Below are 26540 nucleotides of genomic sequence, written 5' to 3' on the forward strand. Positions count from 1 at the left end.
TCATACTCCGTTCATTTTCATCTTCTAAACTGTGACTATACAGATTAGAAGGAGTGGTAATATGTTTTTAGCCTTAAGGGAAATGCGACATTCTAAAGCCAGATACCTATTAATTATGGTTATCATGTTATTGGTTTCCTTTCTTGTACTTTTCGTCACGGGACTAGCCAGAGGATTAGCTTATGCAAATATCTCTGCAGTAGAGAACATGCCGGCGAATTATTTTGTAGTACAAGGTGATGCGGATCAGACCTTTAGACGTTCTCAGTTAACAGATGCGGAGCTCCAGAATGTACGTGCAGTAGTTGGAGACAATAATGCGTCTTCGCTTGCAATGCAGATGAGCACTGTCACTGCTAACGATGCAGACGTAAAAGCAGATATTACTTTTTTTGCAGTAGATATGAATGGGTTATTAGCTCCTAAAGTAGTTGAAGGTGACAAGATTACAAATGAGACAAACGGTAAAGTCCTTGTTGATCGTGACCTGGAACAGTCAGGAATCAAACTTGGCAGTTTCATTCGTGATCAGGCAACCGGGATGGAATTTACTGTCGCAGGTTTTGTTGAGGATAGCTCTTACAGCCATACCCCAGTAGTTTATATCAACAATCAGGATTGGCAAGCTATGAAGCAGGGGGTTAACCAAGGAGAAGAAAACTCTTCGTCGGTACCGTTTAATGTGATTGCCCTTAATGCGAATGCTGATCAAGTAGATAAGATTTCAACGAATGTAAAAGATGTAGAGGTCATTACGCAAAAAGTAGCTATATCTAATGTTCCGGGCTACTCGGCTGAGCAGGGTTCACTGCTTATGATGATTGTTTTCCTGTTTGTGATCGCAGCGTTTGTTCTGGCAGTATTTTTCTATGTCATTACGATTCAGAAAACTAGCCAGTTTGGTATTCTGAAGGCGATGGGTACCAAAATGTCTTACTTGGCTTGGAGTGTGGTAGGGCAGGTTATGATTTTAGCTATTTCAAGTCTTTGCATTAGCTTACTGCTTACCTTTGGGATGAATAAGGTTCTACCTGATTCGATGCCATTCCAACTGGAGCCTTCCACCATTCTTTTAACCAGCTGTTTATTCGTTGGGATGTCTCTTTTAGGATCACTAATTTCTGTCGCTAAAGTGGCAAAAGTAGATGCATTAGAAGCTATTGGGAGGGCTGGAGCATGAGTGCAAAACTAATTATGAAGCAAGTAACCAAAAACTACGGTGATGGCGATACAACGGTGTCTGTGCTGAACAATTTGAATCTAATCGTGAATGAAGGGGAGTTCGTTGCCGTCCTAGGACCTTCGGGTACAGGGAAAAGTACATTCCTTTCAGCGGCTGGTGCGCTTCTAACACCTACTAGCGGTGAGATTTTTATAGATGGGGAATCACTTACAGATAAAAGTAAAAGTGAGCTGACAGAGCTTCGTTTAGAGAAGATAGGCTTCATGTTCCAAAGCGCTCAACTATTGCCTTATTTGAAGGTAGAGGAGCAACTCCTTTTTGTAGCTAAGCAGGGGAAAATGAGTGCTAAGGAAGCGAAGGAACGGGCTGCCGATTTGATGAAACGTTTGGATATCTGGAAACGGCGTAATCACTATCCGGAGCAGCTATCCGGTGGGGAGAAGCAGCGTGTAGCTATCGCAAGAGCATGGATGAATAAACCAGCGATTCTCTTTGCAGATGAGCCTACAGCCAGTCTGGACTTCAAACGCGGAAGAGAAGTTGTGCGGATGATCGCTGATGAGGTGAAGAATGAAGGTAAAGCAGCGGTAATGGTCACTCATGATGAACGGATGCTCGAATGGTGTGACCGTGTTCTGCATCTGGAAGACGGGCATTTGGTTGAACATGAGTTAAGCAAAATTTAGTAAAGAAAACGATTCATGCCATTGATGGCATGAATCGTTTTCTTGTGTGAACATGGGTTTCACTTATTTGTCAGCTATGGTGACTTGGCCTGAGCCATAGGTGTCAAACCAACCTTTAATAGTGTTGAAATCGCTACTGAATGAGAGTGCCAGTTCTAGTAGAATTCGGGCATGTGCTGCGTTCAGATTGTCTCCGGCAATGATGCCGTCACCTGATGCATAGTTGGAACCGGAACCCGTACGTGTGGTAGACACGAAGATCACCCCGTTTTCCTTAATTGCTTTCGTGCGAGCTTCCCCCATCGCTTTGGATAGACCACCAGCCCCTGTACCTGAAGTAACAATGCCTTTTGCACCGTCTTGGACAAACCCTGTAATTGCTCCGGAACCAGCATCTTGGTAGGCATAAGCAATCTCTACCTTAGGCATATCGCTGCTTTTAATCTTAGTAAGATCGAATGGTGTTGCCCATTTGTCAGCGGTCAGGAGTGCTCTGGAATTTGCACGATATATTCTTATATTATTTTCATCGATATATCCGAGGATTCCTAGTTGTGGACTTTCAAAAGTGTCTGTACGATAAGCATTGGTCTTTGTAACCTCTCTAGCCGTATGAATCTCGTCATTTAACATGAGCACAGTACCATAATATTTCGTTTTTCCACTAGCAGCTAGTTTAATAGCGTTAAATAGATTGGCCTGAGCATCACTTCCGATAACAGTCCATGGACGCATGGAGCCAGTTACTACGACAGGTTTGGAGCTACGCACCGTGAGATCAAGGAAATAAGCAATTTCCTCCATTGTATCTGTACCTGTAGTTACAACGATGCCATCTTGAGTTTCGAGTGCATTATCTACTTTTAAGGAGAGATCATATAGTTGTTGCATAGTGTACGAGCCAGAGCCTGAATTCCCAAATTGATAGCTAGTTACATCAGCGAACTTTTTAAGGTTAGGCAGCGCCTTAACCATATCTTCCATTAACAAAGTCCCGGCTTTATAGTTCTGGAAGCTGGTCTCATCCACAGATTTACCGGCAATAGTACCACCGGTCGCTATGACTTGGACCTTTGGAAGCTTAACCGTTCCTTCAATCGTTTGGGTGACCTCAGCAGCGTAAGTGGTAGAAACGGGAAGCATGGGTGTAGCGGAGAAGAGTAGAGTAAAAGTGAGTCCTGCGGCAACAGTAGTTTTGGCGAGCTTTGTTTGTAATCCATTCATAGATGTAACCTCCCATTTGATTAGCTGCTTTCACAAATATGTGATGTTATATAACATATTAGTGATTCATGATTGGATTATATCTATGCATATTATATTGTGACAAGTTTACTAACATATGAATAAAGCGCTTAAATGTATTGTTATTATAGAATATCGACTATTTTCTTACGTATTCTATGAATTTTATTATATTATTTTTAAAGTGAAATCCCGTATGTATGTTATGTTTAGTTACATATCTTTTAGGATTATCTTTGGCTTCCTTATTTCATATAAAAAGGCTGCCGAGACTTTCTCGGCAGCCTGACTACTTGTCTTTTCTATAGACAAGTAGCTTTTTTATAAAGACATCGGTAGCTAAGGAAGAAGAACATTCTTGATGTCGGATGATTGAGAATTGCCTTTCCAGATGATGTTGCCTGATTGGCAGCTCTTTGATTTCACCGCTTTCTAGTTCCTTCCGTACAATCCATCTGGAGAGCATGGCGATTCCGAGGCCGGAGGCCACAGCTTCTTTAACACCTTGAGAGCTGTTGAAGACATAGGATCTTTTAGCAGAAATATCTTCCTCCTGTAGGAAATGATCACTGAAAGCTCGTGTACCTGAGCCGTGTTCGCGAAGCACCCAAACCTGATCCTGCAACATACTCTGCTCCACAGAAATCGCTTTTGACAGAGGGTGGGTAGCAGGAGCGACCATAATCATCTCGTCCTTCATATAAGGAGTGACATTCAGATCATTCTCATGGACCTCACCTTCAATAAACCCTATGTCCAGTTCGTTGGATTTAACGCCTCCAATAATCTCCTCAGTATTGCCTATCGTCACTTGCAGCTTGACCTGCGGATATTGATTGGCAAAATCAGCAAGTCTTGCCGGCAAAATATATTCACCAATAGTAAAACTAGCGCCGATATGTATACTCCCAGTGACTTCGTCCTGAAGCATATGGATTTCCTGACTTGCTTCATCGAAATGAACCAATATTTGTTTGGCGTGTTTATAAAGAATACTGCCGGCTTCTGTTAATCTAACCTGTTTAGAAGAACGATGCAGGAGTTTAGCACCGAGCTCATTCTCAAGATTCCGGATATGCAGACTGACACCGGGTTGAGATAAATTCAGCGCTTCTCCTGCTTTGGAAAAATGACTCAGTTCAGCTACAGTAACGAATACGCGTAATGGATCTACAATCATTGTAATCCCTCATTAGATTAGTCTATACTCCCGAATAAGCCAAGAATCCACCGTCAACGGGGACGGTAACTCCGGTCACAAAGCTGGACATTGCTTCATCTGCTAACCAGAGTAGTGTACCAAGCAGATCCTCCGGCTGTCCAAAGCGGCGCATTGGAGTATGAGAGATGATTTTTTGGGAACGGTCTGTAAGCTCGCCATCTTCACGAACCAACAGCTTCTCATTTTGTTTAGTAAGGAAAAAGCCAGGGGCAATGGCATTCACACGTATACCAGACTCAGCGAAATGAACGGAGAGCCACTGGGTGAGATTATTAATTCCTGCTTTGGCAGCGCTGTAGGCAGGTACTTTAGTCATTGGAGAAGGTGCGCTCATGGATGAAATATTAATAACAGATGTGCCCGTTCTGCCGAGCATCTGCTTGGCAAAAACTTGGGTTGGGATCAATGTTCCAATCAGATTAAGGTCCATCACATTGCGAAATCCATCTACACTAAGGTCAAAAAAAGTAAATATGTCCGGGTTCTCCAGGTCATCATTTTTGAAAATCTCTTGGGTCGTATTTGCTGAGGAGTCATTTCCGCCAGCGCCGTTAATTAATAGATCGCAAGGACCCCAGTGATTCTTAACAGCTTCTGCGGCTTTCATAACACTATGTTGATCTGTAACATCACAGGAAAGTGAAATGGCTTGACCTCCAGCGGCTGTAATTTCAGCGGCAACTAAATCTCCCTTAGCTGCGGTACGATTTAGAATCGCGACTTTAGCTCCTTGCCGACCTAACTCTAGCGCCATAACCCGGCATAATACACCGGCTCCTCCGGTAATCACAGCGATTTTTCCTTCTAATGTTGGATGCAAAGTTAATTCTAGCATAACCATTGAGCCTCCCTAAAAGTCCTGAGTGTGATTAAAGTTCCTTATCAAGTACGTGTTGTGATTTTTTTTGCGAAAATCCTATATGATTATAGAACTGTACAGCATCTTCTCTGGTTTGATTGGTCCGTACTCTAATTTTGCTAAACCCTGTTTGGATTGCCCATCGTTCACAGGTTTCTACAAGCTGTCGGCCAATTCCTTCTCCGCGGCAAGTCTGATCAACAACTAGACCTCCGATTTCAACAAATGAAGGAGATTCAAGTAAGATTCGAACGGTCGCATGTATCCATCCTACCAATTGGTGATCTGATTCAGCTACATATACAGTATGATCTTTGTGTGTTCCGATTTCTTGTAGTCTTTCTCCTAATTGTTCGATATTCAAAGGATATCCAAGCTGGCTTGAGAGTCTTGCTATCTCTTGGATGTCGCTTATAGATGCTGTTCTGATAAGAATATTGTTCACCACCTCAAAATTGTAGGTTAGAGCCTTTTTATTATAGTTCATCACATGTTTTAAACATTCCCTAATAAATTTACTTAGTGCTGTTACGATAGGCAGAAGGGGAGATTCCTATTGTCTTTTTGAAATATTTAGAGAAATGGGCTAATTCCATACTTACTTGCTCCGCGATATCTGAAATGCTGAAATTGCTATAAGAAAGCTGTCTTTTAGCATGCTCCATTCTTTTCAATTGTACATAATGCATGGGGGGAACCCCTATAAATTTCTTGAAGTAGGGGATGAAATAGTTCGGATGTAAGTGGACAATTTCTGCTAACTCTTCTATTTCTATGGGTTTATCCAGCCGCTCATCAATATATTGAAGAACATAGGCGAGCTTTCCCTGATCCCCCGTATGTATAAATTCTTGCATAAAGTCTGTTTTGATATTCTCGTTCGATTCAAGACAAGTAGCAATTAGATTGAGGACGTTCGCCTGAGTACGCAGAATGGACAATACATCATCTTTTTGAAACTGTTCGATCATTTCTGTGAAAATAACCCGTACCGAATCTGGGTTGGGCGCATCACAGATAAACAGTTTGTTTGCCGAATGGAATAAGGGCCACTCCCCAATATCAGCATCAAAATGGCAGAAATAGCGTGTATAGGGATCATTCATTGACGTTTCTGTAGTTTGAGTGCTTCCTGCGGGCATAATCATTAGTTGACCTGCTCTCGGATAATAAGTAACACCGTTAATGATAACTTTTCCCTCGCCGCGGTCAATAAAATACAGTCGATTAAATGTTGGAGTTTCCAGCGTACGATTCCACCCGCTAAATCCGCTTCTAAGTTGGGCATGGGTCACTTTTACGGTAAGATTCTGGAGGAATCTGCCCGTAAGGTTACCTGGATTATTCATCATCTAGCTCCTCTATGACTTGATTATCCTTATTATACCGAATTTATTTAACTAAATCATCTTATTATTATGCAAATAATGCTTAGTTTCGCTCATGTTCATGTCTATTAATTAAGTATATTCTCATAACATAACCTCAAATAGGGAAGTGATCTGATTGAATAAAGTACGGTATGGCATAATTGGAATTGGGAATATGGGGAGTGCACATGCACAAAGTCTGTTGAATCAAATTAAAGATGCTGAGCTTACAGCTGTATGTGATGTAAGGGTAGAACGTTTGAAATGGGCAGAAGAGCATTTACCGGAAAGTGTACAGAAATTCACAACACCCCAAGAGTTATATGAGTCTCATCTCATAGATGCAGTATTAATCTGTACTCCACATTATGATCATCCAACTTTAGCTATCGAGGCTTTACAATATGGTTATCATGTATTGGTAGAGAAACCGGCTGGGGTCTATACCAAAGCTGTTAAGCAGATGAACGAAGCTGCAGCAAAGTCTGATCGCAAATTCGGAATCATGTATAACCAGCGGACGAATCCTTTATATCAAAAGCTTAGGGATCTCATTCAATCTGGTGAACTAGGCGAAATCCGCCGCACAAATTGGATCATCACCAACTGGTACAGATCACAAAGTTACTATAATTCCGGTGGTTGGCGGGCAACATGGGCAGGCGAAGGTGGTGGGGTACTGCTGAATCAAGATCCTCATCAACTAGATTTATGGCAGTGGACGACAGGTATGATGCCTAAGCGGATCAGAGCGTTTTGTCATTTTGGTAAATACCGCAATATTGAGGTTGAAGATGATGTAACCGCTTATGTGGAATATGAAAATGGTGCGACAGGGCTTTTTATCACTACAACAGGTGAAGCACCGGGAACTAACCGTTTCGAAATTACTGGTGATCATGGAAAAATCGTAGTGGAAGACGGGAAGCTAACCTTTTGGCGTCTACGCACGCCGGAGCCGCAATTCAATGCAGAGTTTATGGGAGGATTCGGCAGCCCAGAGTGTTGGAGATGTGAGATTCCTGTAGAAGAGGGTGGCGGGGAGCAGCATAAAGGAATTTTGCGGAACTTTACGAATGCTATTCTACATGAGGAGAAATTGTTAGCTCCGGGTGAGGAAGGCATTCACGGTCTAACACTATCTAATGGAATGTATTTATCGGCTTGGACCGACGATTGGGTGGAGTTACCGATTGATGAAGATTTATTTTATGAGAAGCTCATGGAAAAGGTAGAGAATTCTAACTTCAACAAGGAAACCACAGCCGCCCAAACCTTTGATGTTAAGGGAACTCATTAAATTCTAATCAGAGAGGAAAGATCCTATGAATCGTTCAACCATTGCTGCTCAAATGTACACATTACGTGATTTTACTAAAACTGCGGAGGATTTGAGATCCACTTTTCAAAAGGTCTCTGCTATGGGTTATGAAGCTATTCAGATTTCAGGCATCGGGCCAATCGATCCGAAGCTCGTAAAAGAGTATGCAGATGAAGCAGGTTTGGCAATATGTGCAACTCATGTGTCTTGGGATCGGCTAGTGAAAGATTTGGATGCTTTAGCCGCTGAGCATAAGCTGTGGAACTGCAAAAATATTGGACTAGGAAGTTTACCGGAAAAATTCCGTACGGGACAAGAAGGTTACCGTGATTTCGCCAAGCTGATGTCGGGCATTGCAGTTAAATTAAAAGAACAACATGATCTGCAATTTGTTTATCATAATCACGATTTTGAATTTGAACGGTTTGATGGATTGACTGGCATGGAAATTCTGCTCACTGAGTCTGATCCTGCCGTTGGTTTTGAGCTGGATTTATATTGGGTTCAAGCGGGCGGAGGGAGTCCAGCCGAATGGATACGCAAAGTTGCAGGTCGAATGCAGGTAGTGCATTTAAAAGATATGGCGATTGTTAATAGAAAACAGATCTTTGCTGAAGTCGGTGAAGGGAATATGAACTATAAAGAGATTATCAATGTCTGTCGCGAAACGGGTGTTGAATGGTTTGTAGTAGAGCAGGATGTTTGCCGCCGTGATCCTTTTGAAAGCTTGGAGATCAGTCTGCGTTATCTTCTTAATACGTTATAGAATGAAGTAATACTGATTAGGAGGGTTTCTATGAATCGAAAAAATGGGATGACCTATGCACCAACGTATGAATCCAAACCCGTAGTGAAGCCGGGGGAATTCATCATTGCCGCTATTGCCCTAGATCACGGTCATATTTACGGGATGTGTAACGGACTGGTTGAGGCAGGGGCAGAGCTGAAATGGGTATATGATCCGGACGAGGAAAAGGTCAAAAATTTCATTAGTAAATATCCCGGTGTCAAAGCTGCCGGATCAATGGAAGAAGTTCTGGAAGATCCCGAAGTACAATTAATTGCAGCGGCCGCAATTCCATCTGAACGAGGACCTTTAGGCAATAGAGTAATGGCTCACGGAAAGGACTATTTTACGGATAAAGCCCCCTTTACAACCCTGGAACAGCTTGAATCCGCTAGAGCAATGGCAGCTGCAACCAATAAGAAATATATGGTCTACTATAGTGAACGTCTTCACGTTGAAAGCGCTATCTATGCGGGGCAGCTGATTCAACAAGGCGCTATTGGCCGTGTCCTGCAAGTCATTGGATTAGGGCCACATCGTCTAAATGCTCCTAACCGGCCGGAATGGTTTTTCCAAAGGGAGAAATATGGTGGGATTCTGTGTGACATAGGCAGTCATCAAATAGAACAATTTTTGTATTATGCCGATTGTCAGGATGCTTCGGTTATTCATAGTAAAGTGGCCAATTACAACCATCCGACTTATCCCGAATTGGAGGATTTTGGTGATGCTACTCTTGTAGGGGACAATGGGGCAACACAATATTTTCGCGTGGATTGGTTTACCCCTGAAGGGCTGGGCACTTGGGGAGACGGGCGCACGATGATTATGGGTACTGAAGGATACATTGAACTGCGTAAATATACTGATATGGGTCGTTCAAATACACCGGATCATGTGTACTGGGTCAATGGGGAAGGGGAACATTATGAGCATGTAGCTGGGAAGGTTGGTTTTCCTTTCTTTGGTGAACTAATACTTGACTGTCTGAACCGGACAGAGCATGCGATGACACAGACCCATGTGTTTAAAGCTGCCGAGCTATGCTTGAAGGCTCAAGAACAAGCGATCAATCTAACCCCAGCAATACTCAGATAACGATTGAATGATGAACGGAGGGTAATATAGATGAAAGAACTTGGAGCAGCCATTATTGGATGCGGAGCCATTTTCCCTCTTCATGCAAAAACATTAACAGGCATCGATGGTGTGAGATTACTTGCGGTTGCAGATATTGATGCTGACAAAGCATTGCAGACGTCTAATGAATATGACTGCCAAGCCACTAATGATTATAGAGAAATTTTAAAGGATGACCGTATTCATGTTGTACATCTCTGTACGCCTCATTATTTACATGAAGAAATGGCTACGGAGTTGTTACGAGCAGGAAAACATGTCCTTACCGAAAAGCCTCTGGCGGCAGATCTCCTTTCAGCCAGACGAATACTTGAAGCCGCACAGCAAAGTACAGGTCAGCTTGGTGTGGTGTTCCAGAACCGTTATAATGATGCCTCCATGTATATTAAGCGGGTTATTGACTCAGAAATATATGGGAAGCTGCTCTGTATGAAAGGAATCGTGACCTGGCACCGCAGCGAAAGTTATTATAGTGATAGTAACTGGAGAGGACGCTGGTCTACGGAAGGTGGAGGTCTGCTAATTAACCAAACCATTCATACACTGGATTTACTTCAGTGGTTTGGTGGAGAAGTAGCATCGGTGAAAGGGAGTATTACCACGGATGTGCTAGATGGGGTCATAGAGGTAGAGGATACCGCCCATGCCTGCATCGATTTCACTAGTAATGTCAGAGGGCTCTTTTATGGTACAAATACCTATCTGGAGAATTCTCCAGTGGAGCTGGAGCTAGTTTTTGAAGAAGGTACTATCAACCTCCGCAGAGATCATTTATATCTTTGGAAGGATGGAAAGGAAACCTTGCTGTGCGAACCTAGATTCAGTGCTACGGAAGGTAAATCCTATTGGGGCACCGGGCATAAGAGACTGATTGAGGACTTCTATGAGCATGTCGCCAGGGGTCAAAAGTTTTGGTTGGATGGTGCTGAAGGGATAAAAGCGCTGGAGTTGGTGGCGGGGATTTATAGTTCATCGCAGGAAGGCTGAATAAATAATAAATAAGCTGTATCAAAAGTAGATTGATCTACGAATGATACAGCTTATTGTATTTTTAATGTGAATCACTTATTCTCAATCCTCCTAAATCAACAGAACTCTAAATAATCTATAACCTTCCTTGGTAGCTTGTCCATGGGGTTGATTTATGTAATTATGTTCTTGGGTAAGTAATTCGTAGATTTACAATAAATATAAAATGATGATTAACGGCAGGTAGGAGGGGTTTAGAATGAGTGTTACATCGAAAAGAAGGATTCTGATCAATGATCCTATTTCACTAGATCCAGTTCAGATTCAGCAAGACTTGTACAGCGGCAACCAAGTGATTGTTCAGTTCTCTGATCCATCGACCTATGGTTCGATTCTGGATGAAGTAAATGAGCTTTGCGCGCGTTTTGATGAAAATTTTGGAGTGCGTTTTTATGGCCATTATTCTGTATCCTTTGATTGTGAGACACTCCTGCAGATTCCAAATGTTAAAATGCTGCTGCTGAATTGTCTTCGCCAGGCACATAACACGAACGTATTGGCTAAGCTGAATAACCTGTATAGTCTGAGCGTGGATATTTATGAGCTTGAGAATCCGGAGATTCTGAGTATAGATACATTGCGCTCTTTAAGCATTTTAAATATTAGTTCGGAGAAAAAGACGCTTAATCTGGAATACCTAAAAGAATTCTCTCGTCTAGAACAGTTGCATGTAATAGGTAAAGTTAAAAACCTTGATGCTATTGGAGATCTGGAGGATCTTACCTATCTCGCGCTGCACTCCATCAGCAACAAACCCTTACATTTTATTAATCGGCTAAAGAAATTGAAAGAACTTCGCATTTTACTTGGAGGCAGAGAACATATTCAGGACATCGAAGAGAATGAGATCGAGAGCCTGGAAATTTGTAGAGTCCGTGGCTTTCATGATCTGAGTAATATTACGGTTTTTCGTGCGTTAAAAAAGCTTGTGATTGAAGATCAAATCCAGCTACGTGAGATTAACTTTGATCAGCAGATGAAGGCACTGGAAGAGCTAACGATTATGAATTGCAAAACATTGGCTCATTTGACGGGAATGGAGCAATTACCTTTTCTGCACAAGCTTCGTATTTTCAAAACGGCGATCGATTTTGATTCATTTATAGAACAAGAGCTTCCAATCGGCTTAACCACATTAGAGTTTGCAACTTTTAAAAGAAAAGTAGATCAGGAAATTCAAAAAACAATAGTGGGGTTGGGCTATCAAAACGGAATTGTCTACAATGAGAACAGGGCATGATGCAGCCTTTTTTTGTTCCATAAATCTTGAGGACTTATTTCTATCTTTTTTACAAGCTTTTAAATATTTTATTTTTTTCATATAATAGTAGATATTAAATTTATAAATAATTGTAATACACCATGATAAGGTTATAATTGATACAGAAAAGGTGTGACGCCTAAGAAGGAGCGCCCACATCCTTTCTGCAAAATTCAGGGGATAAGGATGGTAATAATGGGCAAAAGTGCAACTGATACAGACGTCATTTTAATTGGTGCCGGAATCATGAGTGCGACTTTAGGAACACTTTTGAAGGAATTAGTACCGGAATGGAAAATTAAAGTATTTGAAAAGCTTGAAAAAGCAGGGGAAGAAAGCTCTAATGAATGGAATAATGCAGGAACCGGACATGCGGCGCTCTGTGAGCTTAATTATACTGTTGAAAAGCCAGACGGATCTATAGATATTAGCAAAGCTATTCAGATTAATGAACAGTTTCAGCTTTCGATGCAGTTTTGGTCTTATCTTGTAAATCGCAAGCTGATACATAATCCCCAGGACTTTATTATGCCATTACCTCATATGAGTTTGGTGCAAGGGGAGAAGGATATAGCTTTTTTAAAGAAAAGATTTGAAGCGCTCTCAAAAAATCCTTTATTCCAAGGGATGGAATTTTCCGCTGACGCTAAAAAACTGATGGAATGGATTCCGCTTATTATACAAAATCGTCCTGCGAACGAATCTATTGCGGCTACAAAAATTGACTCTGGAACGGATGTTAACTTTGGTGCTTTAACGCGTATCTTATTTGAGCATTTAAAGAGTAAAAACGTCGATCTTCACTACAAACATAGTGTCAATAGTATGAAGCGCAACAGTGCTGGCTTATGGGATCTAAAAATCAGAAATGCCAGCGGTAACATTGAACAACATACAGCGAAATTTGTGTTTATTGGTGGCGGGGGAGGAAGCCTGCACTTACTGCAGAAATCCGGTATTCCTGAAGGGAAACATATCGGCGGATTCCCAGTAAGCGGTATTTTTATGGTGTGTAATAATCCGGAAGTTATTGCGCAGCATCATGCCAAAGTATACGGCAAAGCTAAAGTTGGAGCCCCTCCAATGTCCGTACCACACTTAGACACAAGATTTATCGACAATAAAAAATCACTGCTATTTGGACCATTTGCCGGCTTCTCACCTAAATTCTTAAAAACGGGCTCAATGTTTGATTTAATAACTTCTGTGAAACCGGATAACCTCATAACAATGCTGTCGGCAGGTGCTAAAAACATGTCATTAACAAAATACCTGATCGAACAAGTGCTATTATCGAAAGAAAAACGTCTGGAAGAACTGAAAGAGTTTATCCCCAATGCCAAAATTGAAGATTGGGATCTTGTTGTAGCTGGCCAGCGTGTGCAAGTTATCAAAGATACAGAAGCTGGCAAAGGCACACTTCAATTTGGTACGGAGGTTATTAGTGCCGCTGATGGTTCGGTCGCAGCATTGTTAGGGGCTTCCCCTGGAGCTTCTACAGCTGTTCACGTGATGCTTGAAGTGCTTAACAAATGTTTCCCTCAATATATAAAAGAATGGGAACCCAAAATAAAAGAAATGATTCCTTCTTATGGCTTGTCGCTAATGGATAATCCCGTGCTTCTGCAGAAAATACACACTACAACAGCAGATACACTGGGTTTAGGTGGAAAAGAACAGGTTTTTAATCAAAAGGTGTTTTAGTAATAAAAGGGCTGCCGAGAGGCAGCTTTTTTTCTGCTCAAGTCTGAACTATTGACACAAAAGTGTATTACACGTATAGTACATAAATAAGATGTATGAACCACTTAGTACACACACTTAGTATATGGAGTTGGTTGTATGACAGAAGAACAGAAATCAGGCGTCAGCTTTAATATTCGTGAGCCGGTATATATTCAAGTTGTGCGTCATTTCAAGGAACAGATCGCCACAGGGCAAATCGGAGCGGGAGACAAAATTCCTTCACGGCGTGAACTGGCATCAGTAATGAAAATTAATGCGAACACGGCGCAGAAGGCATATAAGGAAATGGAGGAACAGGGTTTGATCGTAACAGAAGGGAATTCCCCGAGCCGAATTACACAGGATCAGCAAATACTAAACTCGATTCGAGCTGAATTAATTGAAAGTGCAGTGGATATATTTATCAGCTCCATTCAGAATATTCAAATTCCAGTTGAAGAACTGGTAGAGATCATAAAGACAAAATATACATCTGAGCGCAAGTTATCTCCAGAGGGTGGTGACACAAGATGATCCAAGTGAATCAGATGGTGAAGAATTATGGATTCAAGAAGGTACTAAATGGTGTTAGCTTCACTGCTGCCAAGGGAGAGATTACCTGCCTGATCGGAATCAATGGTGCCGGGAAGTCAACAGTGCTGAAGTCCATCATGGGACTGACACCATTCAAAGGGGAAGTCTTAATCGATAATGCATCACTAACACCTGCGATGTATGAGAAAATCACTTTCATTCCAGATTCGTTAACGATGCCCTCCAATATGCGAATTGCTGATTGCCTGAGCTTTATGGCTGACTTTTATCGGAATTGGAACGCTGAACGTGCAAAGGAAATGCTTAAGTTCTTCCGACTGAGCTCTTCAGATCGCGTATCCTCATTGTCGAAAGGGATGGCTGCGAAGGTGAATTTGTTGCTGGGACTTGCCTTGGATTGTGATTACATCCTAATGGACGAGCCGTTCTCGGGAATTGATATGTTCAGCCGCGAGCAAATTACTGATGTGTTCACGAGTGAATTGATCGAGGATCGTGGTGTGATTATTACAACTCATGAAATTAACGATATTGAGCATTTAATTGATAAAGCGGTCTTGCTACAGCACGGGAAGGTAGAACGTGAATTCTACTGTGAAGAGGTTCGCGAGCAGGAAGGTAAGTCCATTACGGACGTAATGAGAGAGGTGTACATGAAATGAGAGCTTTTGTGAAGCTATTGAATTTTGAAATGAACCGATTTGCCAAAATATATATTGGACTCATGGTGCTGACAGTTGCCTTGCAGCTTGCAGCAGTCACCATCGGTGCTAATCATTGGCTGGACTCTGCGAATGAGGCAATGAGAGTGAATCAATGGACGCTTGAGCAATATCACAATGTGACTGGATATATTCAGCTAAACAGTATGATGTATGCTCGCTATAATGGACTTCTATATTTCGGACCCATATTTTTGAGCATAACAGTGTTGCTAATATATAGCTGCTTCATCTGGTACCGTGACTGGAGAGGTAAAAATACGGTAGTATATCGCCTGCTCACCTTGCCATCCAATCGGGCGAATTTGTATTTTGCCAAGCTGGTTACGATCTTGCTATTCGCATTTGGACTTGTTGCCCTGCAAATTGTGCTTGTGCCACTGGAGCGTTTGATAGCACAGTCGATTCTTCCTGCTGAACTATATCGGAATATCTCGGTATTTGATTATTTGAAGTATCCTACTGTGCTTAAAGTTCTGGTTCCGCCCTACTTTTCTGAGTTTGTACTATATTATGGACTGGGCATTACGGGGTTGATCGTCTTGTTCACAGCGATTCTAATGGAGCGGAGCTACAGACTGAAAGGGATTGGCTTTATCATATTATACTTAGCGGTTCTAGCTGGATTAGCCTCAATACCCTATCTTATGGGTTATAGCAGATATGATAGCTACTTCTATCCCGGAGAGATCATAGGTGCTTGTCTCGGATTAATAGTGATTATTGCTGGAGGTTCGCTTTGGTATAGCTTGTATCTATTGCGTAAGAAAATATCGGTATAATTGAAGAGGGATGGAGGTTAAGGAATGAGAAAATATATGGTTACCGCCGTTCTTGTAGTGTTCGCGGTTGTTACAATCGGGACGTATTATGTTCAGGCCTCACAAGAGACACTACCTAATTATAAGCTGACGATGGTTCAAGGGGATGCTTCCCTCGTTGAAGGTATAGCCTTATACGGAAATTATCTGACTAAGGATAGTGTTTTTGGCATCAAACGAGCTAATATCACTACAAATGGTACAGATTATCCAGATGAAAAGTTAACGATCAGCAGCCAAAGCTTAAACCGAAGACCAGTGAACACACAATTGGATAAATGGAGGGATCAACATCGTCAGTTCATGCGTGGAAAGAAGAACTTAGCTGGGTTCTATGAAAATCAGGATATGCTTGCTTACGTGAATTGGACCGTAGATAAGCAGCAATCAAATGATCCATCAGCGAAGAAAAATGCTAGACTCAGTATTTCTGTGCTTAATAAGCAGAAGGATAATACGCAGGAAATCAGATCCGATATCAATGTGGATCATGATGTTTCAGATATCTATGTACAAAATGTACAGCTTGTTGATCAAGAGCTTGTTGCAATGGTGTTTTTGAATCACAGCGCCAAAGGTTATGTATCTGAACCGCAGATTATCCGTGTTAATCTAACAACAAAGGAGATTACGAATGAGCCGCTCGTATTACCAGGAGCTAAATCTGAAGCTGCAAATGGGGATAATCAATTCGTTAGGTTAGCCAATCAAAATCTGGATCACTCGGATCAATGGATTTTAACGGTTAGTAAAGATAATCATAAAAAGGCATATCAAGTAGATGTTGCAACAGGACAAATCTCGCCGCTCGCGTTCCAAGGGCATGAAATATTATTGAATAATATTATGAATGCGTATGGGCAGAAAATTTATTTCCTGCAAAAAGCTGTATCGGGTAAGGAGAATATAGGATTTACTGTTATTTCTTACGATCTCGTGAGTAAAGAATATGAGACTACTTTGAAGAATACAAATATAGATTTAAGTGAAAACATTACCTATGATTTTAAACAAGACTATCTCTATATTGTGGGTTATAAGAATATGGGTAATAGGTACTTCAAAGGTAATCGTCTATATGTATTCAATTTGACAAGCGGTAACCTTGAATACAAAGGAAAAGCAGTATCAACAGAGGTTACAAATCAGGCTGAAGATGAAGCTAACATGGATTTGAATTTTATCGATCTCGGTCAGTATTAGAATTACTTGTAGAATAGAAAAATAGAGATAAAGAGATATGAAAAGGTGAAATAAGCCGAGCTAGTGACTTCTAAAGTCAATTAGCTCGGCTTTTTAGTCGAAAGTTATAAAACAATCAATAATCACTGTATATCGATTAAAATATATTGTAAAACAATAAATAATGTGATAAATTCAATTCACAATAAATCTGTGAGGTGTGTTTTTTATGGAAAGAGGTTCAACACTTTTTTTAAGGGCAGCGGTTATTCTTATTGGTATCCCGGTGCTTGCTTTGTGCATATTTGTGGTGCCGGAAATAGCAAGTTTCGCAGCAGAACTGTATCCGGATTATAGTTTATTGAAATATCTCCTTGCCATTGATTTGTATGCCTCGGCGATACCTTTTTACTTTGCACTGTATCAAGCTTTTAAACTGTTAGGCTATATTGACAAAAACAATGCTTTCTCGGAAATGTCTGTGCAGGTTTTAAAGAAAATAAAATATTGTGCAATCATCATCAGTTGCTTGTATATAGTTGGTATGCCACTCTTTTACCTTATGGCGGAGAAAGATGATGCCCCAGGGATTATAGTCATCGGCTTGATTATCATTTTTGCCTCTATGGTGATTGCCGTTTTTGCTGCAGTTCTACAAAAGCTTTTAAAAGAAGCTATTGATATAAAATCAGAAAATGACTTAACTGTCTGAGGTGAAAACAATGGCGATTATAATTAATATAGACGTGATGCTGGCTAAAAGAAAAATGAGTGTTACTGAGCTTTCGGAGAGAGTTGGAATAACAATGGCTAATCTTTCTATATTGAAAAATGGAAAAGCAAAAGCGGTGCGATTATCTACTTTAGAGGCAATTTGTAAGGCTTTGGAATGTCAGCCTGGAGATCTATTAGAATACAAAAATGATGAGGAAACATAAGAATGAAGTCAATAACACAATTACTGCATTTCGGATATCATCAGGCGATGAGTTGCATATTTCCAGTTGCGATTTTTGGGACTTTAGCTCTTTCTAACATAATAGAAATGCCTTTTCTTTACCGTTATGATGCCATTCTTCTAATACTGCTTACAGTGCAGTACCTCATGTACCGTACTGGATTAGAGACACTGGATGAAATAAAAGTAATCTGTGTGTTTCACGTTATTGGTTTATTGCTGGAAATCTATAAGGTAAAGATGGGTTCATGGGCATACCCTGAGCCAGGGTTTACGAAGGTGTTTGGTGTACCCCTCTATAGTGGATTTATGTATGCAAGTGTCGCAAGCTTTATGTGCCAGATATGGCGAAGATTGAAAATGGATATGACCGGTTGGCCGGGGCTTGCTTCAGCGGGATTATTGGGAGGAGCCATCTATTTAAATTTTTTCACACATCATTTTATTCCTGATTTTCGTTGGTGGCTGACAGCGCTTGTGGTTGTTGTCTTCTGGAAAACATGGATCATTTATAGGGTACGGACGGTTACCTATCGAATGCCCTTGACACTGGCCTTTTTTATTGTGGGATTTTTTATCTGGTTAGCTGAAAATATCGCTACATTTTTTAATGCATGGAAATATCCTGATCAATATCAAACGTGGCAACTGGTTAGTTTCAGTAAGATCAGTTCGTGGTTCCTTCTAGTGATCATTAGCGTCATTATAGTTGCCCAGCTTAAACATGTTAAGGCTAGCCGTAATCCGATAAATTCATAATTGAGCTGAGTTCGGACAATAGGGTTGATTTGACGAATAAATCAATCGTTTGTTACAATGACGGCATCAATTAGGAAAAGGATGAGGACGATGGTTCGTCGTTTGAAACGGTTTAAGAATGTCGCTACTGCATCAAGCTTCTAAGTATAAATGAATTACATTACTTAGAAGCGAGGGAAAGAAAATGAAACAACATCAGTTTAGCCATTGGTCTGAAATTAAGTATTTGAAGGATATTGTCACCAACCCAATGATTGAGGTAGGAGATTACTCTTACTACTCTGGTTATTACGATAATCTTGATTTTGAAGATGGGTGTGTTAGATACCTTTGGGGTGATGAACAATCAAGAAAGTTGTTTAATCCCAGCGAAGATTATGGTTGGCATTTAGATAAATTGATTATAGGAAATTATGTTTGTATTGCTAGTGGTGTAATTATTCTCATGGGTGGGAATCACAATCATCATCCTGAATGGATCACCGTATATCCTTTTGTAGATCAGATTGCAAACTCTTACGAATCCAAAGGGGATACAATCATTGCTAGTGATGCCTGGATTGGGATGAATGCAATGATTATGCCCGGTGTGAAAATAGGCGAAGGTGCTATTGTGGCGGCAGGATCGGTTGTTGTAAAGGATGTCCCACCGTATACGATAGTAGGCGGCAATCCTGCTAAAGTGATCAAGCAACGGTTTACAGATCTAGAAATCGAAAAGTTAAAGGAAATGCGCTGGTTCGATTGGAAACGTGAGAAAATTGAGCAAGCCACGTCTATCTTTTCAAGTTCATCTGTTGATCAATTATATGAATTTTACCTTAAAGAAATAAAAAAATAACAAATCAGAACAGGCTGCCAGTATATTCTGCAGCCTGTTTTTTTAACTGATGGGTAGTTTAACAATAATTGTTTTTTACCAGATTAATCCTAATTAGTATGTTAATATAGGAATGGACTCATTTAATAAGTTAGGAGGAAATTATATTATGGCCTTACCTTTACAAATCCGTCGAATGACACAAAATGATATTGATATTATACATACGGGGTTATCTGAGCATGATGTAAGCCAACCTCTTGACTATGTGCAACGTTGTTGGGAAGAAAATCAAAATGAAAAGCGAGTTACACTTTTAGCTTTTTGTGAAAATGAGTTTGTTGGATGGGGACATGTGGTATACAAGTCGGAATACCCTTATTTTGCAAAAAATAATATACCTGAAATTCAAAACTTTGACGTCATCCCGCCATTTAGGAAACGTGGGGTAGGAAGTGTATTAATTGAGGCTCTTGAAAAAGATGCTTTTACTATTTCTAATACTATTGGTATTGGTTTTGGATTATACGCTGACTATGGAACTGCACAACGGCTGTATATAAAGCGTGGTTTTATCCCTGATGGGCGGGGAATCATGTACGATAATAAGCCTGTTGAGCCTGGGGCACATGTTTGTGTGGACGATGATCTCTGCCTTTATCTTATAAAAACTATTGAGCAATAGAAGCAGCTCTTGTACGGGGGAGATAGATTCTGAAGTATATCGAATTTGGTCTCGGTAATACGTGGCTTATTAGAACTGAAACGGAGTTAGAGGATGGAACGGAATATGAAGAAAAAGGCATAGTGAAACCGGTAAAGTTCCGCTCGTTATATTTCAGGATTTGGATTGGCAAAACCGTAATCATTCTAGACTTAAAACAAGGCTTGAAAATAAGTAAGAAGAGTCGTAAAACGTTGAAGATTATTTTTGGTATAACAAGTCTTTAGGTTTAGCATGACAAGGTTGCCGTCTAAATGAACAAATGGAGGAGACCTGACACGAGACTTAGCAGTCCACCTGAGAATTATTAAAAAACTCAAAAATATAACGACAAGCGAGGTTTAAATGGATAATCCAGAGATTTTAACCCAAGCGCTGTCTAAATTTTATGAAGAACTTGAACGAACTAATTTACCGGTTAATACTTTTATGCTATTGCGAAAGGGAGAAGTTATTACTGACTTTTACCGTCAACCGTACCGCAAAAACGTTCCCCAGGTTTTATTTTCTCTAAGTAAGAGCTTTACATCTATTGCAGCAGGCATAGCATGGGATAACGGTTATTTTGAATTAACGGATAAAGTAGTTTCTTTTTTCCCGGATCAGCTTCCTAGCTCAATTTCACCTAATTTGGCTAAGATGACGATACATCATCTTCTTTCCATGAATACGGGACATAACAATAATATATATGGTGCGATAGCCAAGCAAAATGATTGGGTTCGTGCCTTTTTAGCTTTGGACGTAGAAGATGAACCGGGAAGTTATTACAATTACAATACACACGCCACTTATATGGTTTCGGCTATTATCGAAAAGACGACTGGAGAAAATCTTGTTGATTTTCTAATGCCAAGATTATTTACCCCATTGGACATAGAAAGACCGGAATGGGAGACTTGCCCGTTAGGAATGGTTGCTGGTGGAATGGGACTAAGCATACCAACAGATGGAATTGCGAAATTTGGCCAGATGCTCCTCAATCAAGGGGTTTATAATAGCCGTAGAATTGTTTCTGAAGATTATTTAAAGCTGGCGCTAAATGAACAAAGCGATAATCGTTGGGGACAAAATAAGGCTGACTGGTCAAACGGATATGGTTATCAGTTCTTTATGTGCAGGAATGGATGTAAGATGGGGAATGGAGCTTTTGGTCAATTGTGTTTCATTGATCCGAGTCAAGAGATTGTGATTGCTGCAACTTCAAGTTTTACCGAGATGAAGAAGTTACAGGATTTTTTAGATATCATATATGCAAATTTACTGAACCTTGATTGGCCAACGGTTGCATCTAACATTATAAAACCTCCTACCTTTAGCTCCTTAGTAGACAAGATAGTTAAAGTAGATTATAGATCGTACAGTGGAACTTATATCTTTGAAGACAATAAGCATAAGATCAAAGAATTAACAATGAAGTTTGAAGAGGAGCACCTTAGTTTTTCTTTACTTTACGACGATCATTTAGATGAATTTCCGTTCGATTTTTCAAGGCCTACCCATGCAAAGAGTTTATTTATTAAAGACTTATCCCTTAGTGAACAGGAAGTTTGTACATCTGCAAGCTGGCAATATGATGATTCCAAATTAATCCTCACGGTATATTACATTGAAACCCCTTACGTAGTTGATTATACCTTGAGCTTTAGCGGTAAAAAAATTGAACTGTATATGCATAGGAATCTTTCCTTGGAGGTTAGAGAAGACATAACTGTTATTGGTTGGGAGGGATGAAATGACCAAGGGTAAAGGTTGGATGGCTGTTTTATTTTTGCTGTTTTCTTTAGTTTTTGTGGGAATCACACATCAGGGAACTATGTTTGGGGATGACCTCTTCAGAACTATTGAAATTCCGCCTTGGAGCGAGCCTGCGACAAACCATGGTTTACATTACTCAGCAATATTCGGGATTATTATGTTAATCGCCAGTGGGAGTTTAACTATAAAGCACTTTAGACAGCGTTATAAAAAATATGTAGGCAGAACCGTTTTACTTGCTATCATCATTTTCATTACATTATATCCATTTCTAACAGAACGATTGTATTATCTTGTGAATATGAACAATGAAGGAATTGAAGTTGTGGATTTTCTGAAAAAAGATTCGCACTGTATGTACGGTACTCAAGAGGATATTGTGCAGGTTCAATGTACAATCAGGCTAATCAACTATGGCGGGCAAAATGAAACCGTTATGATCCGTCCAATCTTTCGAGAGTACGGTAATCCTCAAGGGATCTGGTCATTCGCAGAGGTTCAGCCGCAAGAGATTACCTTGTTACCAAGATCTAATATTAAACATAACATTCACTTTGAGAGTAAGCCTGACGCTCGGATTGCTGAATTCAGGGCGAACGGTAATACCGATTATTTTGGTGTGGAGTTCGTCAAGGATGGACATAAAAAGGAAGTCATTAGGGACTGAATTAATAAAAAGATTCATGTCAGTATTAGCTTTGATATTATTACAGCTGAGTAGTAACGGAAGGGAAGGTTTCCAGTGACTCAACGACTGATAACAAAAGTGAACCAGCGCCTCGATAGTGTGCGTGTGCTGGTTCAAGAAATGATCATGTCTATAGGTAGCGAACAACGGAAACAGGAAGCATGTGTTCTTCTATACGGAGTGTCTAGCTTCGCTTCATTCCTTGCCATGAAAAGAGAACAAAATCAGGAATTGGCAGCCATTATAGGACTGCTTCATAATTATTATTTCTTCAAAACCGGAGTCAAGGAATTTCCAGGTCCCAACAGTGCAGATACCGTAAGGCCTTTATTAAGAGACTTGAATATGTTTACCAAAGAAGAGCTGATTCAAATTCTAAAGGCGATCTTCCATCAAGGGGACAGGAATAAAGTTCAGGGTCCCTATGAAGAGATTCTAAAGGATGCTCAAGTTCTACAATTACACTTGCAGAATAGGGGATGTAATGTAACACAGCAGGACACGAATAGGCTTCGGAATGTACTTCGTCAAATGACGATTCCAGAGGACTTTTTGGCAGAGGTAGATTACAGTAGCGGGGCTGAAGTTCACCAGCCTACAGATAAACGAGGTAAGTTAGCTAATATTGCTGAAGCATTTGGAAAAGAAAACATTGTTGGAATACCAGGAAATGAACGATATCGAGAAATCTGTAAATATTGGCCTGACCAAGGGATTTATAAAGTATTACAAAACAATTGGTGCGCAGCATTTGTATATTACTGCTGTATGCAAGCTGGATTTCTGCTGCCGATTCGATATCCGAATGCTGATTTTCGATTAGCTGGCGTAGGGGCTTGGTTAGAGTGGGCGCAACTACCTGAGACCCAATTTTTTTATTTTGACGGGCAAGAGGGGTTTACTCCTCAACGTGGTGATATTGTGATTTATGAAAAATTGCTAACTAATGACCCTCACGATCATACAGGTATTGTTTTAGCATGTGATGACAAAGAGATCTTAGTTGCTGAAGGAAATAGGGATAATCAGAATTATTCCAGTGTTTTTTACAGAGATCGCTGGCATTGCGTATATGGCTATATCCGTATCGCTAATGACTATGAATTTGAGTTTAATGGTGAGTATACTCCAATTAGTTGAGGATGAAGAAGATTGCTTAATGGGCGAGTGTAGGAATTATATACTTGCCTTTTAAAAACGTTAGAGTTATCATAGATTTCTAAAGTCGTTAATGGAGGTGCTGAATGAAATATTCCCAAGCGACAGATTATGCACTTCATGCAATGCTCTATATGGTAACAGTGGCGTCTGATAAACCGGTGGGTGTTCAAATGCTTGCTGAGAAGTTAGGTGTTTCCCAAACCTATCTGTCCAAAATGATGACTAAGCTAGTGAAGGCTGGATTGATTCAATCTGCACCTGGCGCTAATGGTGGTTATCGTCTCAGACGCAAGTCGGAAGAAATCTCTTTTTTGGATATTATCCATGCAATCGAAGGAACGGCTTCCTTTTTTGAATGCAGTCTAGATCACGGAAGTGAATGTCTGATTCAACAGGTTGTGATTGACGCTGAGCGACAGATGGAGCAGTACTTAGAGAACACGAAAATTGCAGATTTGGCAAAAACGATGAAGACGGAGTAAAGATCCGTTCTTTTTTCGGGATTAATAGAGATAATGTGAATCCGTAATGACTTTAATAGGGGTTTTGATACTAAAATGTGAAATTTAAAACAATGGAGGATGATTACAATGACTGAAGAGCAAAAATTAAATGCCAAGAGGGCGACCTATGAAAAAACCACTCATATTTCGATTCCCTCTTATGATTCATTATTTTCCATGATCCAATCTTATTTTCGTTTCGAATTAGGTGACATCCCTGTATCTATGCTCGTGGTCGGTGCGGGGGGAGGAAATGAATTTTCGGCATGGGGGCCTTCTAACCCAAACTGGACATTTACGGGAGTGGATCCTTCGGAAGATATGCTTAAGATCGCGAAATTAAAGATAGATGAACTGGGCTTAGAGAGCCGTGTCAGTCTGATTCCTGGGACAATCGATGATCTTCCTCAGCAGGACTCAAAGTTCGATGTGGCAAGTTGTATTTTGGTCCTTCATTTCATCCATGATGTTCAAGAAAAATTGAAATTGCTTCGCTCCATAAAGGATAATCTGAAACCGGGTGCTCCATTTGTTCTCGTAAGTGCATATGGAGATTTGGATGATCCTGAACTCCACCACAGAATAAACGTATGGAAAAGCTTTTGGGTTGCAGGGTATGAATCTCCCGAAGCGTTTAATAATGTAAGTAACAATATTACGAAAATTTCTTTCCTTCCCGAAAAACAAATTGAAGAGTTATTGAAAGAATCAGGCTTCACGAGAATCACTCGATTTTATTCTACTGGAATTATGGTAGGCTGGATGTGTCACGCGGAGTGACTTGAATACCTTCGGACCCAGATGACGTTATTTGCATATATTTAGTCTTTGGAGCATGATTTCGGACTTCAGTGCTGCTATTCCTTAAATAGAGGATGATATATGGTGATTATCAAGCTCATAGCGGCTATGGAGTCCGCGAGCACCCTTAATATAGGAAAAAGTAGCGCATAAGGTCAACTGTGTCCTATAGCGGCTTCGTTCGTGTAAAAAATGTCAAATCAAACCAAGTTTAAGGATTAGATCAGCGATCAGTTAGGCACAAGAAGTAAGGGTGCCCAACAGCCATTATATGGCTATGGACACCCCATTGCTCTTAACGAAAGTGACTAATCTATACATGAAGCTTGTAACGATTTGCTTTGCTCATCCGCTGAATGTCTGCAAGTTCCTCCGAAGTGAGTGGAGCTACATCAGCAGCCATTACATTGCTTTTTAATTGCTCCAGACTGCTTGCCCCAGGAATAATAACGGCTACAGATGGATTAGCTAGTGGATAATGAAGCGCTGTTTGTGCAAGATTGCGAGAGTCACTAGTTTCCTGCGAAAGCTGATCATGTAAATTCAGAAGTTCCTCACTACTGTAATCTAAGTAATTCTTCTCCGCCTTGCTGCGACCACGCTCTGATAGAATGCCCCCTGCTAAAGGTCCGCGTGCGATCATGCTAATTCCCTGCTTAGCTAGCAGAGGAAGGATTTCTTCCTCAGGACGTCGATCTAAAATGCTATATTGGCTCATAACACTTACGATATTTGATTTTTTCACATATTCTCTAATTACATTAGGACGAATAGAAGAGATCCCATAATAGCGGATAAGACCCTCTTGCTTAAGTTCTTCGAAAGCTTCAATCGTTTCGTCAATTGGATCTTCAATAGTGCCGCCATGCAGCTGGTATAGATCGATGTAATCGGTTTGCAGCCGTTTGAGACTATCTTTGACTGCATTTTTAATATAGACTTTTGAAGGATCCCAGCTCAAGCCATCTTGGCCGGGAATTCTGCGGTTGCCAACTTTTGTGGTCAGGATTACATCCTGTCGACGTTGACGAATGGCTTTGCCAATGATCTCTTCATTACGGCCCTCATCATAAAGATCTGCTGTATCAACAAAATTGATTCCTTGATCGAGTGCTTCATGAACAATGGAAATGGCTTTCGCCTCATCCGTACCCAAAGACATACAGCCAAGTCCTATCTCACTTACATACAAATCGGATTGTCCTAAACGATTTTTTCTCATAGCGCATTCCTTTCTACTTCTGTTGTTGTTATATTATA

29 protein-coding genes are annotated in these 26540 nt (G+C 40.6%); 23 read left to right on the top strand and 6 right to left on the bottom strand.

The annotated features are described in order from the left end of the window. The first annotated feature begins 115 nt into the window (after positions 1 to 115). Both MHH60_RS00570 and MHH60_RS00575 read left to right on the top strand, forming a co-directional pair. The gene (locus tag MHH60_RS00570; protein ID WP_232061342.1) at positions 116 to 1180 is read left to right on the top strand and encodes an ABC transporter permease; all 1065 of its coding nucleotides are present in this window, start codon (positions 116 to 118) and stop codon (positions 1178 to 1180) included. Then, the gene (locus MHH60_RS00575; RefSeq protein WP_076135070.1) at positions 1177 to 1869 is read left to right on the top strand and encodes an ABC transporter ATP-binding protein; all 693 of its coding nucleotides are present in this window, start codon (positions 1177 to 1179) and stop codon (positions 1867 to 1869) included. Before MHH60_RS00570 ends, MHH60_RS00575 begins: the two co-directional genes overlap by 4 nt. Positions 1870 to 1932: 63 nt before the next feature. On the opposite strand, the gene MHH60_RS00580 is transcribed toward MHH60_RS00575, so the two are convergent. The 5 genes from MHH60_RS00580 to MHH60_RS00600 all read right to left on the bottom strand — a co-directional run bounded on the left by MHH60_RS00580 (position 1933) and on the right by MHH60_RS00600 (position 6544). After that, the gene (locus MHH60_RS00580) at positions 1933 to 3093 is read right to left on the bottom strand and encodes an asparaginase (RefSeq protein ID WP_076135068.1); all 1161 of its coding nucleotides are present in this window, start codon (positions 3091 to 3093) and stop codon (positions 1933 to 1935) included. A gap of 310 nt (positions 3094 to 3403) precedes the next feature. Beyond that, positions 3404 to 4294 carry a LysR family transcriptional regulator gene (locus tag MHH60_RS00585; protein ID WP_076135066.1) on the bottom strand — a complete coding sequence of 297 codons (891 nt, stop codon included), beginning with the start codon at positions 4292 to 4294 and terminating at the stop codon, positions 3404 to 3406. Positions 4295 to 4316: 22 nt separating this feature from the next. Beyond that, on the bottom strand, positions 4317 to 5171 hold the full coding sequence (locus MHH60_RS00590; RefSeq protein ID WP_076135064.1) for an SDR family oxidoreductase: 855 nt from the start codon (positions 5169 to 5171) through the stop codon (positions 4317 to 4319). Positions 5172 to 5205: 34 nt separating this feature from the next. Next, entirely contained in the window at positions 5206 to 5682 is a 477-nt protein-coding gene (locus tag MHH60_RS00595; RefSeq protein ID WP_076135062.1) for a GNAT family N-acetyltransferase, read from the bottom strand. 28 nt (positions 5683 to 5710) lie between these two features. Beyond that, positions 5711 to 6544 carry an AraC family transcriptional regulator gene (locus tag MHH60_RS00600; protein ID WP_076135060.1) on the bottom strand — a complete coding sequence of 278 codons (834 nt, stop codon included), beginning with the start codon at positions 6542 to 6544 and terminating at the stop codon, positions 5711 to 5713. 157 nt (positions 6545 to 6701) lie between these two features. On the opposite strand from MHH60_RS00600, the gene MHH60_RS00605 reads away from it, so the two are divergent. From MHH60_RS00605 to MHH60_RS00705, 21 genes are all read left to right on the top strand, one after another. Further along, the gene (locus tag MHH60_RS00605; RefSeq protein ID WP_076135058.1) at positions 6702 to 7865 is read left to right on the top strand and encodes a Gfo/Idh/MocA family protein; all 1164 of its coding nucleotides are present in this window, start codon (positions 6702 to 6704) and stop codon (positions 7863 to 7865) included. A gap of 25 nt (positions 7866 to 7890) precedes the next feature. Beyond that, a complete protein-coding gene (locus tag MHH60_RS00610) occupies positions 7891 to 8652 on the top strand; it encodes a sugar phosphate isomerase/epimerase family protein (protein ID WP_076135056.1) in 762 nt (253 codons plus the stop codon). A gap of 30 nt (positions 8653 to 8682) precedes the next feature. Further along, positions 8683 to 9771, top strand: coding sequence for a Gfo/Idh/MocA family protein (locus tag MHH60_RS00615; RefSeq protein WP_076135054.1), 1089 nt, complete (start codon positions 8683 to 8685; stop codon positions 9769 to 9771). 30 nt (positions 9772 to 9801) lie between these two features. Continuing rightward, positions 9802 to 10800 (top strand): Gfo/Idh/MocA family protein, encoded by a 999-nt coding sequence (locus MHH60_RS00620; protein ID WP_076135052.1) that lies wholly within the window; start codon positions 9802 to 9804, stop codon positions 10798 to 10800. A 241-nt stretch (positions 10801 to 11041) separates the two neighbouring features. Continuing rightward, positions 11042 to 12082, top strand: coding sequence for a hypothetical protein (locus MHH60_RS00625; RefSeq protein WP_076135050.1), 1041 nt, complete (start codon positions 11042 to 11044; stop codon positions 12080 to 12082). A 216-nt stretch (positions 12083 to 12298) separates the two neighbouring features. Further along, complete coding sequence (locus MHH60_RS00630) at positions 12299 to 13807, top strand: malate:quinone oxidoreductase (RefSeq protein ID WP_076135049.1); 1509 nt, start codon at positions 12299 to 12301, stop codon at positions 13805 to 13807. A 138-nt stretch (positions 13808 to 13945) separates the two neighbouring features. Then, positions 13946 to 14362, top strand: coding sequence for a GntR family transcriptional regulator (locus tag MHH60_RS00635; RefSeq protein ID WP_076129346.1), 417 nt, complete (start codon positions 13946 to 13948; stop codon positions 14360 to 14362). Then, positions 14359 to 15045: an ATP-binding cassette domain-containing protein gene (locus MHH60_RS00640; RefSeq protein ID WP_076135047.1), complete on the top strand. Its 687-nt coding sequence runs from the start codon at positions 14359 to 14361 to the stop codon at positions 15043 to 15045. The genes MHH60_RS00635 and MHH60_RS00640 overlap by 4 nt, the downstream gene beginning before the upstream one ends. Then, entirely contained in the window at positions 15042 to 15887 is an 846-nt protein-coding gene (locus MHH60_RS00645; protein ID WP_076135046.1) for a hypothetical protein, read from the top strand. Before MHH60_RS00640 ends, MHH60_RS00645 begins: the two co-directional genes overlap by 4 nt. Positions 15888 to 15911: 24 nt before the next feature. Continuing rightward, positions 15912 to 17129, top strand: a complete 1218-nt coding sequence (locus MHH60_RS00650) for a hypothetical protein (RefSeq protein ID WP_076135045.1) — start codon at positions 15912 to 15914, stop codon at positions 17127 to 17129. Between the two features lie 208 nt (positions 17130 to 17337). Continuing rightward, positions 17338 to 17820 (top strand): DUF2975 domain-containing protein, encoded by a 483-nt coding sequence (locus MHH60_RS00655; protein WP_076135043.1) that lies wholly within the window; start codon positions 17338 to 17340, stop codon positions 17818 to 17820. 10 nt (positions 17821 to 17830) lie between these two features. After that, positions 17831 to 18046, top strand: a complete 216-nt coding sequence (locus tag MHH60_RS00660) for a helix-turn-helix domain-containing protein (RefSeq protein ID WP_076129351.1) — start codon at positions 17831 to 17833, stop codon at positions 18044 to 18046. 2 nt (positions 18047 to 18048) lie between these two features. Continuing rightward, positions 18049 to 18825: a DUF817 domain-containing protein gene (locus MHH60_RS00665; RefSeq protein WP_076135041.1), complete on the top strand. Its 777-nt coding sequence runs from the start codon at positions 18049 to 18051 to the stop codon at positions 18823 to 18825. 184 nt (positions 18826 to 19009) lie between these two features. Further along, complete coding sequence (locus tag MHH60_RS00670; RefSeq protein ID WP_076135039.1) at positions 19010 to 19666, top strand: CatB-related O-acetyltransferase; 657 nt, start codon at positions 19010 to 19012, stop codon at positions 19664 to 19666. A gap of 148 nt (positions 19667 to 19814) precedes the next feature. Beyond that, positions 19815 to 20330 (top strand): GNAT family N-acetyltransferase, encoded by a 516-nt coding sequence (locus MHH60_RS00675; RefSeq protein WP_076135037.1) that lies wholly within the window; start codon positions 19815 to 19817, stop codon positions 20328 to 20330. Positions 20331 to 20359: 29 nt separating this feature from the next. Then, a complete protein-coding gene (locus tag MHH60_RS00680; RefSeq protein WP_076135035.1) occupies positions 20360 to 20596 on the top strand; it encodes a DUF3977 family protein in 237 nt (78 codons plus the stop codon). A gap of 118 nt (positions 20597 to 20714) precedes the next feature. Continuing rightward, complete coding sequence (locus MHH60_RS00685) at positions 20715 to 22103, top strand: serine hydrolase domain-containing protein (RefSeq protein ID WP_076135033.1); 1389 nt, start codon at positions 20715 to 20717, stop codon at positions 22101 to 22103. 1 nt (position 22104) lies between these two features. Further along, the gene (locus tag MHH60_RS00690) at positions 22105 to 22794 is read left to right on the top strand and encodes a hypothetical protein (RefSeq protein WP_076135031.1); all 690 of its coding nucleotides are present in this window, start codon (positions 22105 to 22107) and stop codon (positions 22792 to 22794) included. Positions 22795 to 22869: 75 nt separating this feature from the next. Further along, on the top strand, positions 22870 to 23955 hold the full coding sequence (locus MHH60_RS00695) for a CHAP domain-containing protein (protein ID WP_341161106.1): 1086 nt from the start codon (positions 22870 to 22872) through the stop codon (positions 23953 to 23955). Between the two features lie 104 nt (positions 23956 to 24059). Continuing rightward, a complete protein-coding gene (locus tag MHH60_RS00700; RefSeq protein WP_076135029.1) occupies positions 24060 to 24458 on the top strand; it encodes an RrF2 family transcriptional regulator in 399 nt (132 codons plus the stop codon). A gap of 108 nt (positions 24459 to 24566) precedes the next feature. Further along, positions 24567 to 25259, top strand: a complete 693-nt coding sequence (locus MHH60_RS00705; protein ID WP_076135027.1) for a class I SAM-dependent methyltransferase — start codon at positions 24567 to 24569, stop codon at positions 25257 to 25259. A 334-nt stretch (positions 25260 to 25593) separates the two neighbouring features. On the opposite strand, the gene MHH60_RS00710 is transcribed toward MHH60_RS00705, so the two are convergent. After that, positions 25594 to 26502, bottom strand: coding sequence for an aldo/keto reductase (locus MHH60_RS00710; protein WP_076135025.1), 909 nt, complete (start codon positions 26500 to 26502; stop codon positions 25594 to 25596). Between the last annotated feature and the right edge of the window lie 38 nt (positions 26503 to 26540).

The organism is Paenibacillus sp. FSL H7-0716 (assembly GCF_038002705.1).
GTDB classification, from domain to species: Bacteria; Bacillota; Bacilli; order Paenibacillales; family Paenibacillaceae; genus Paenibacillus_AQ; species Paenibacillus_AQ odorifer.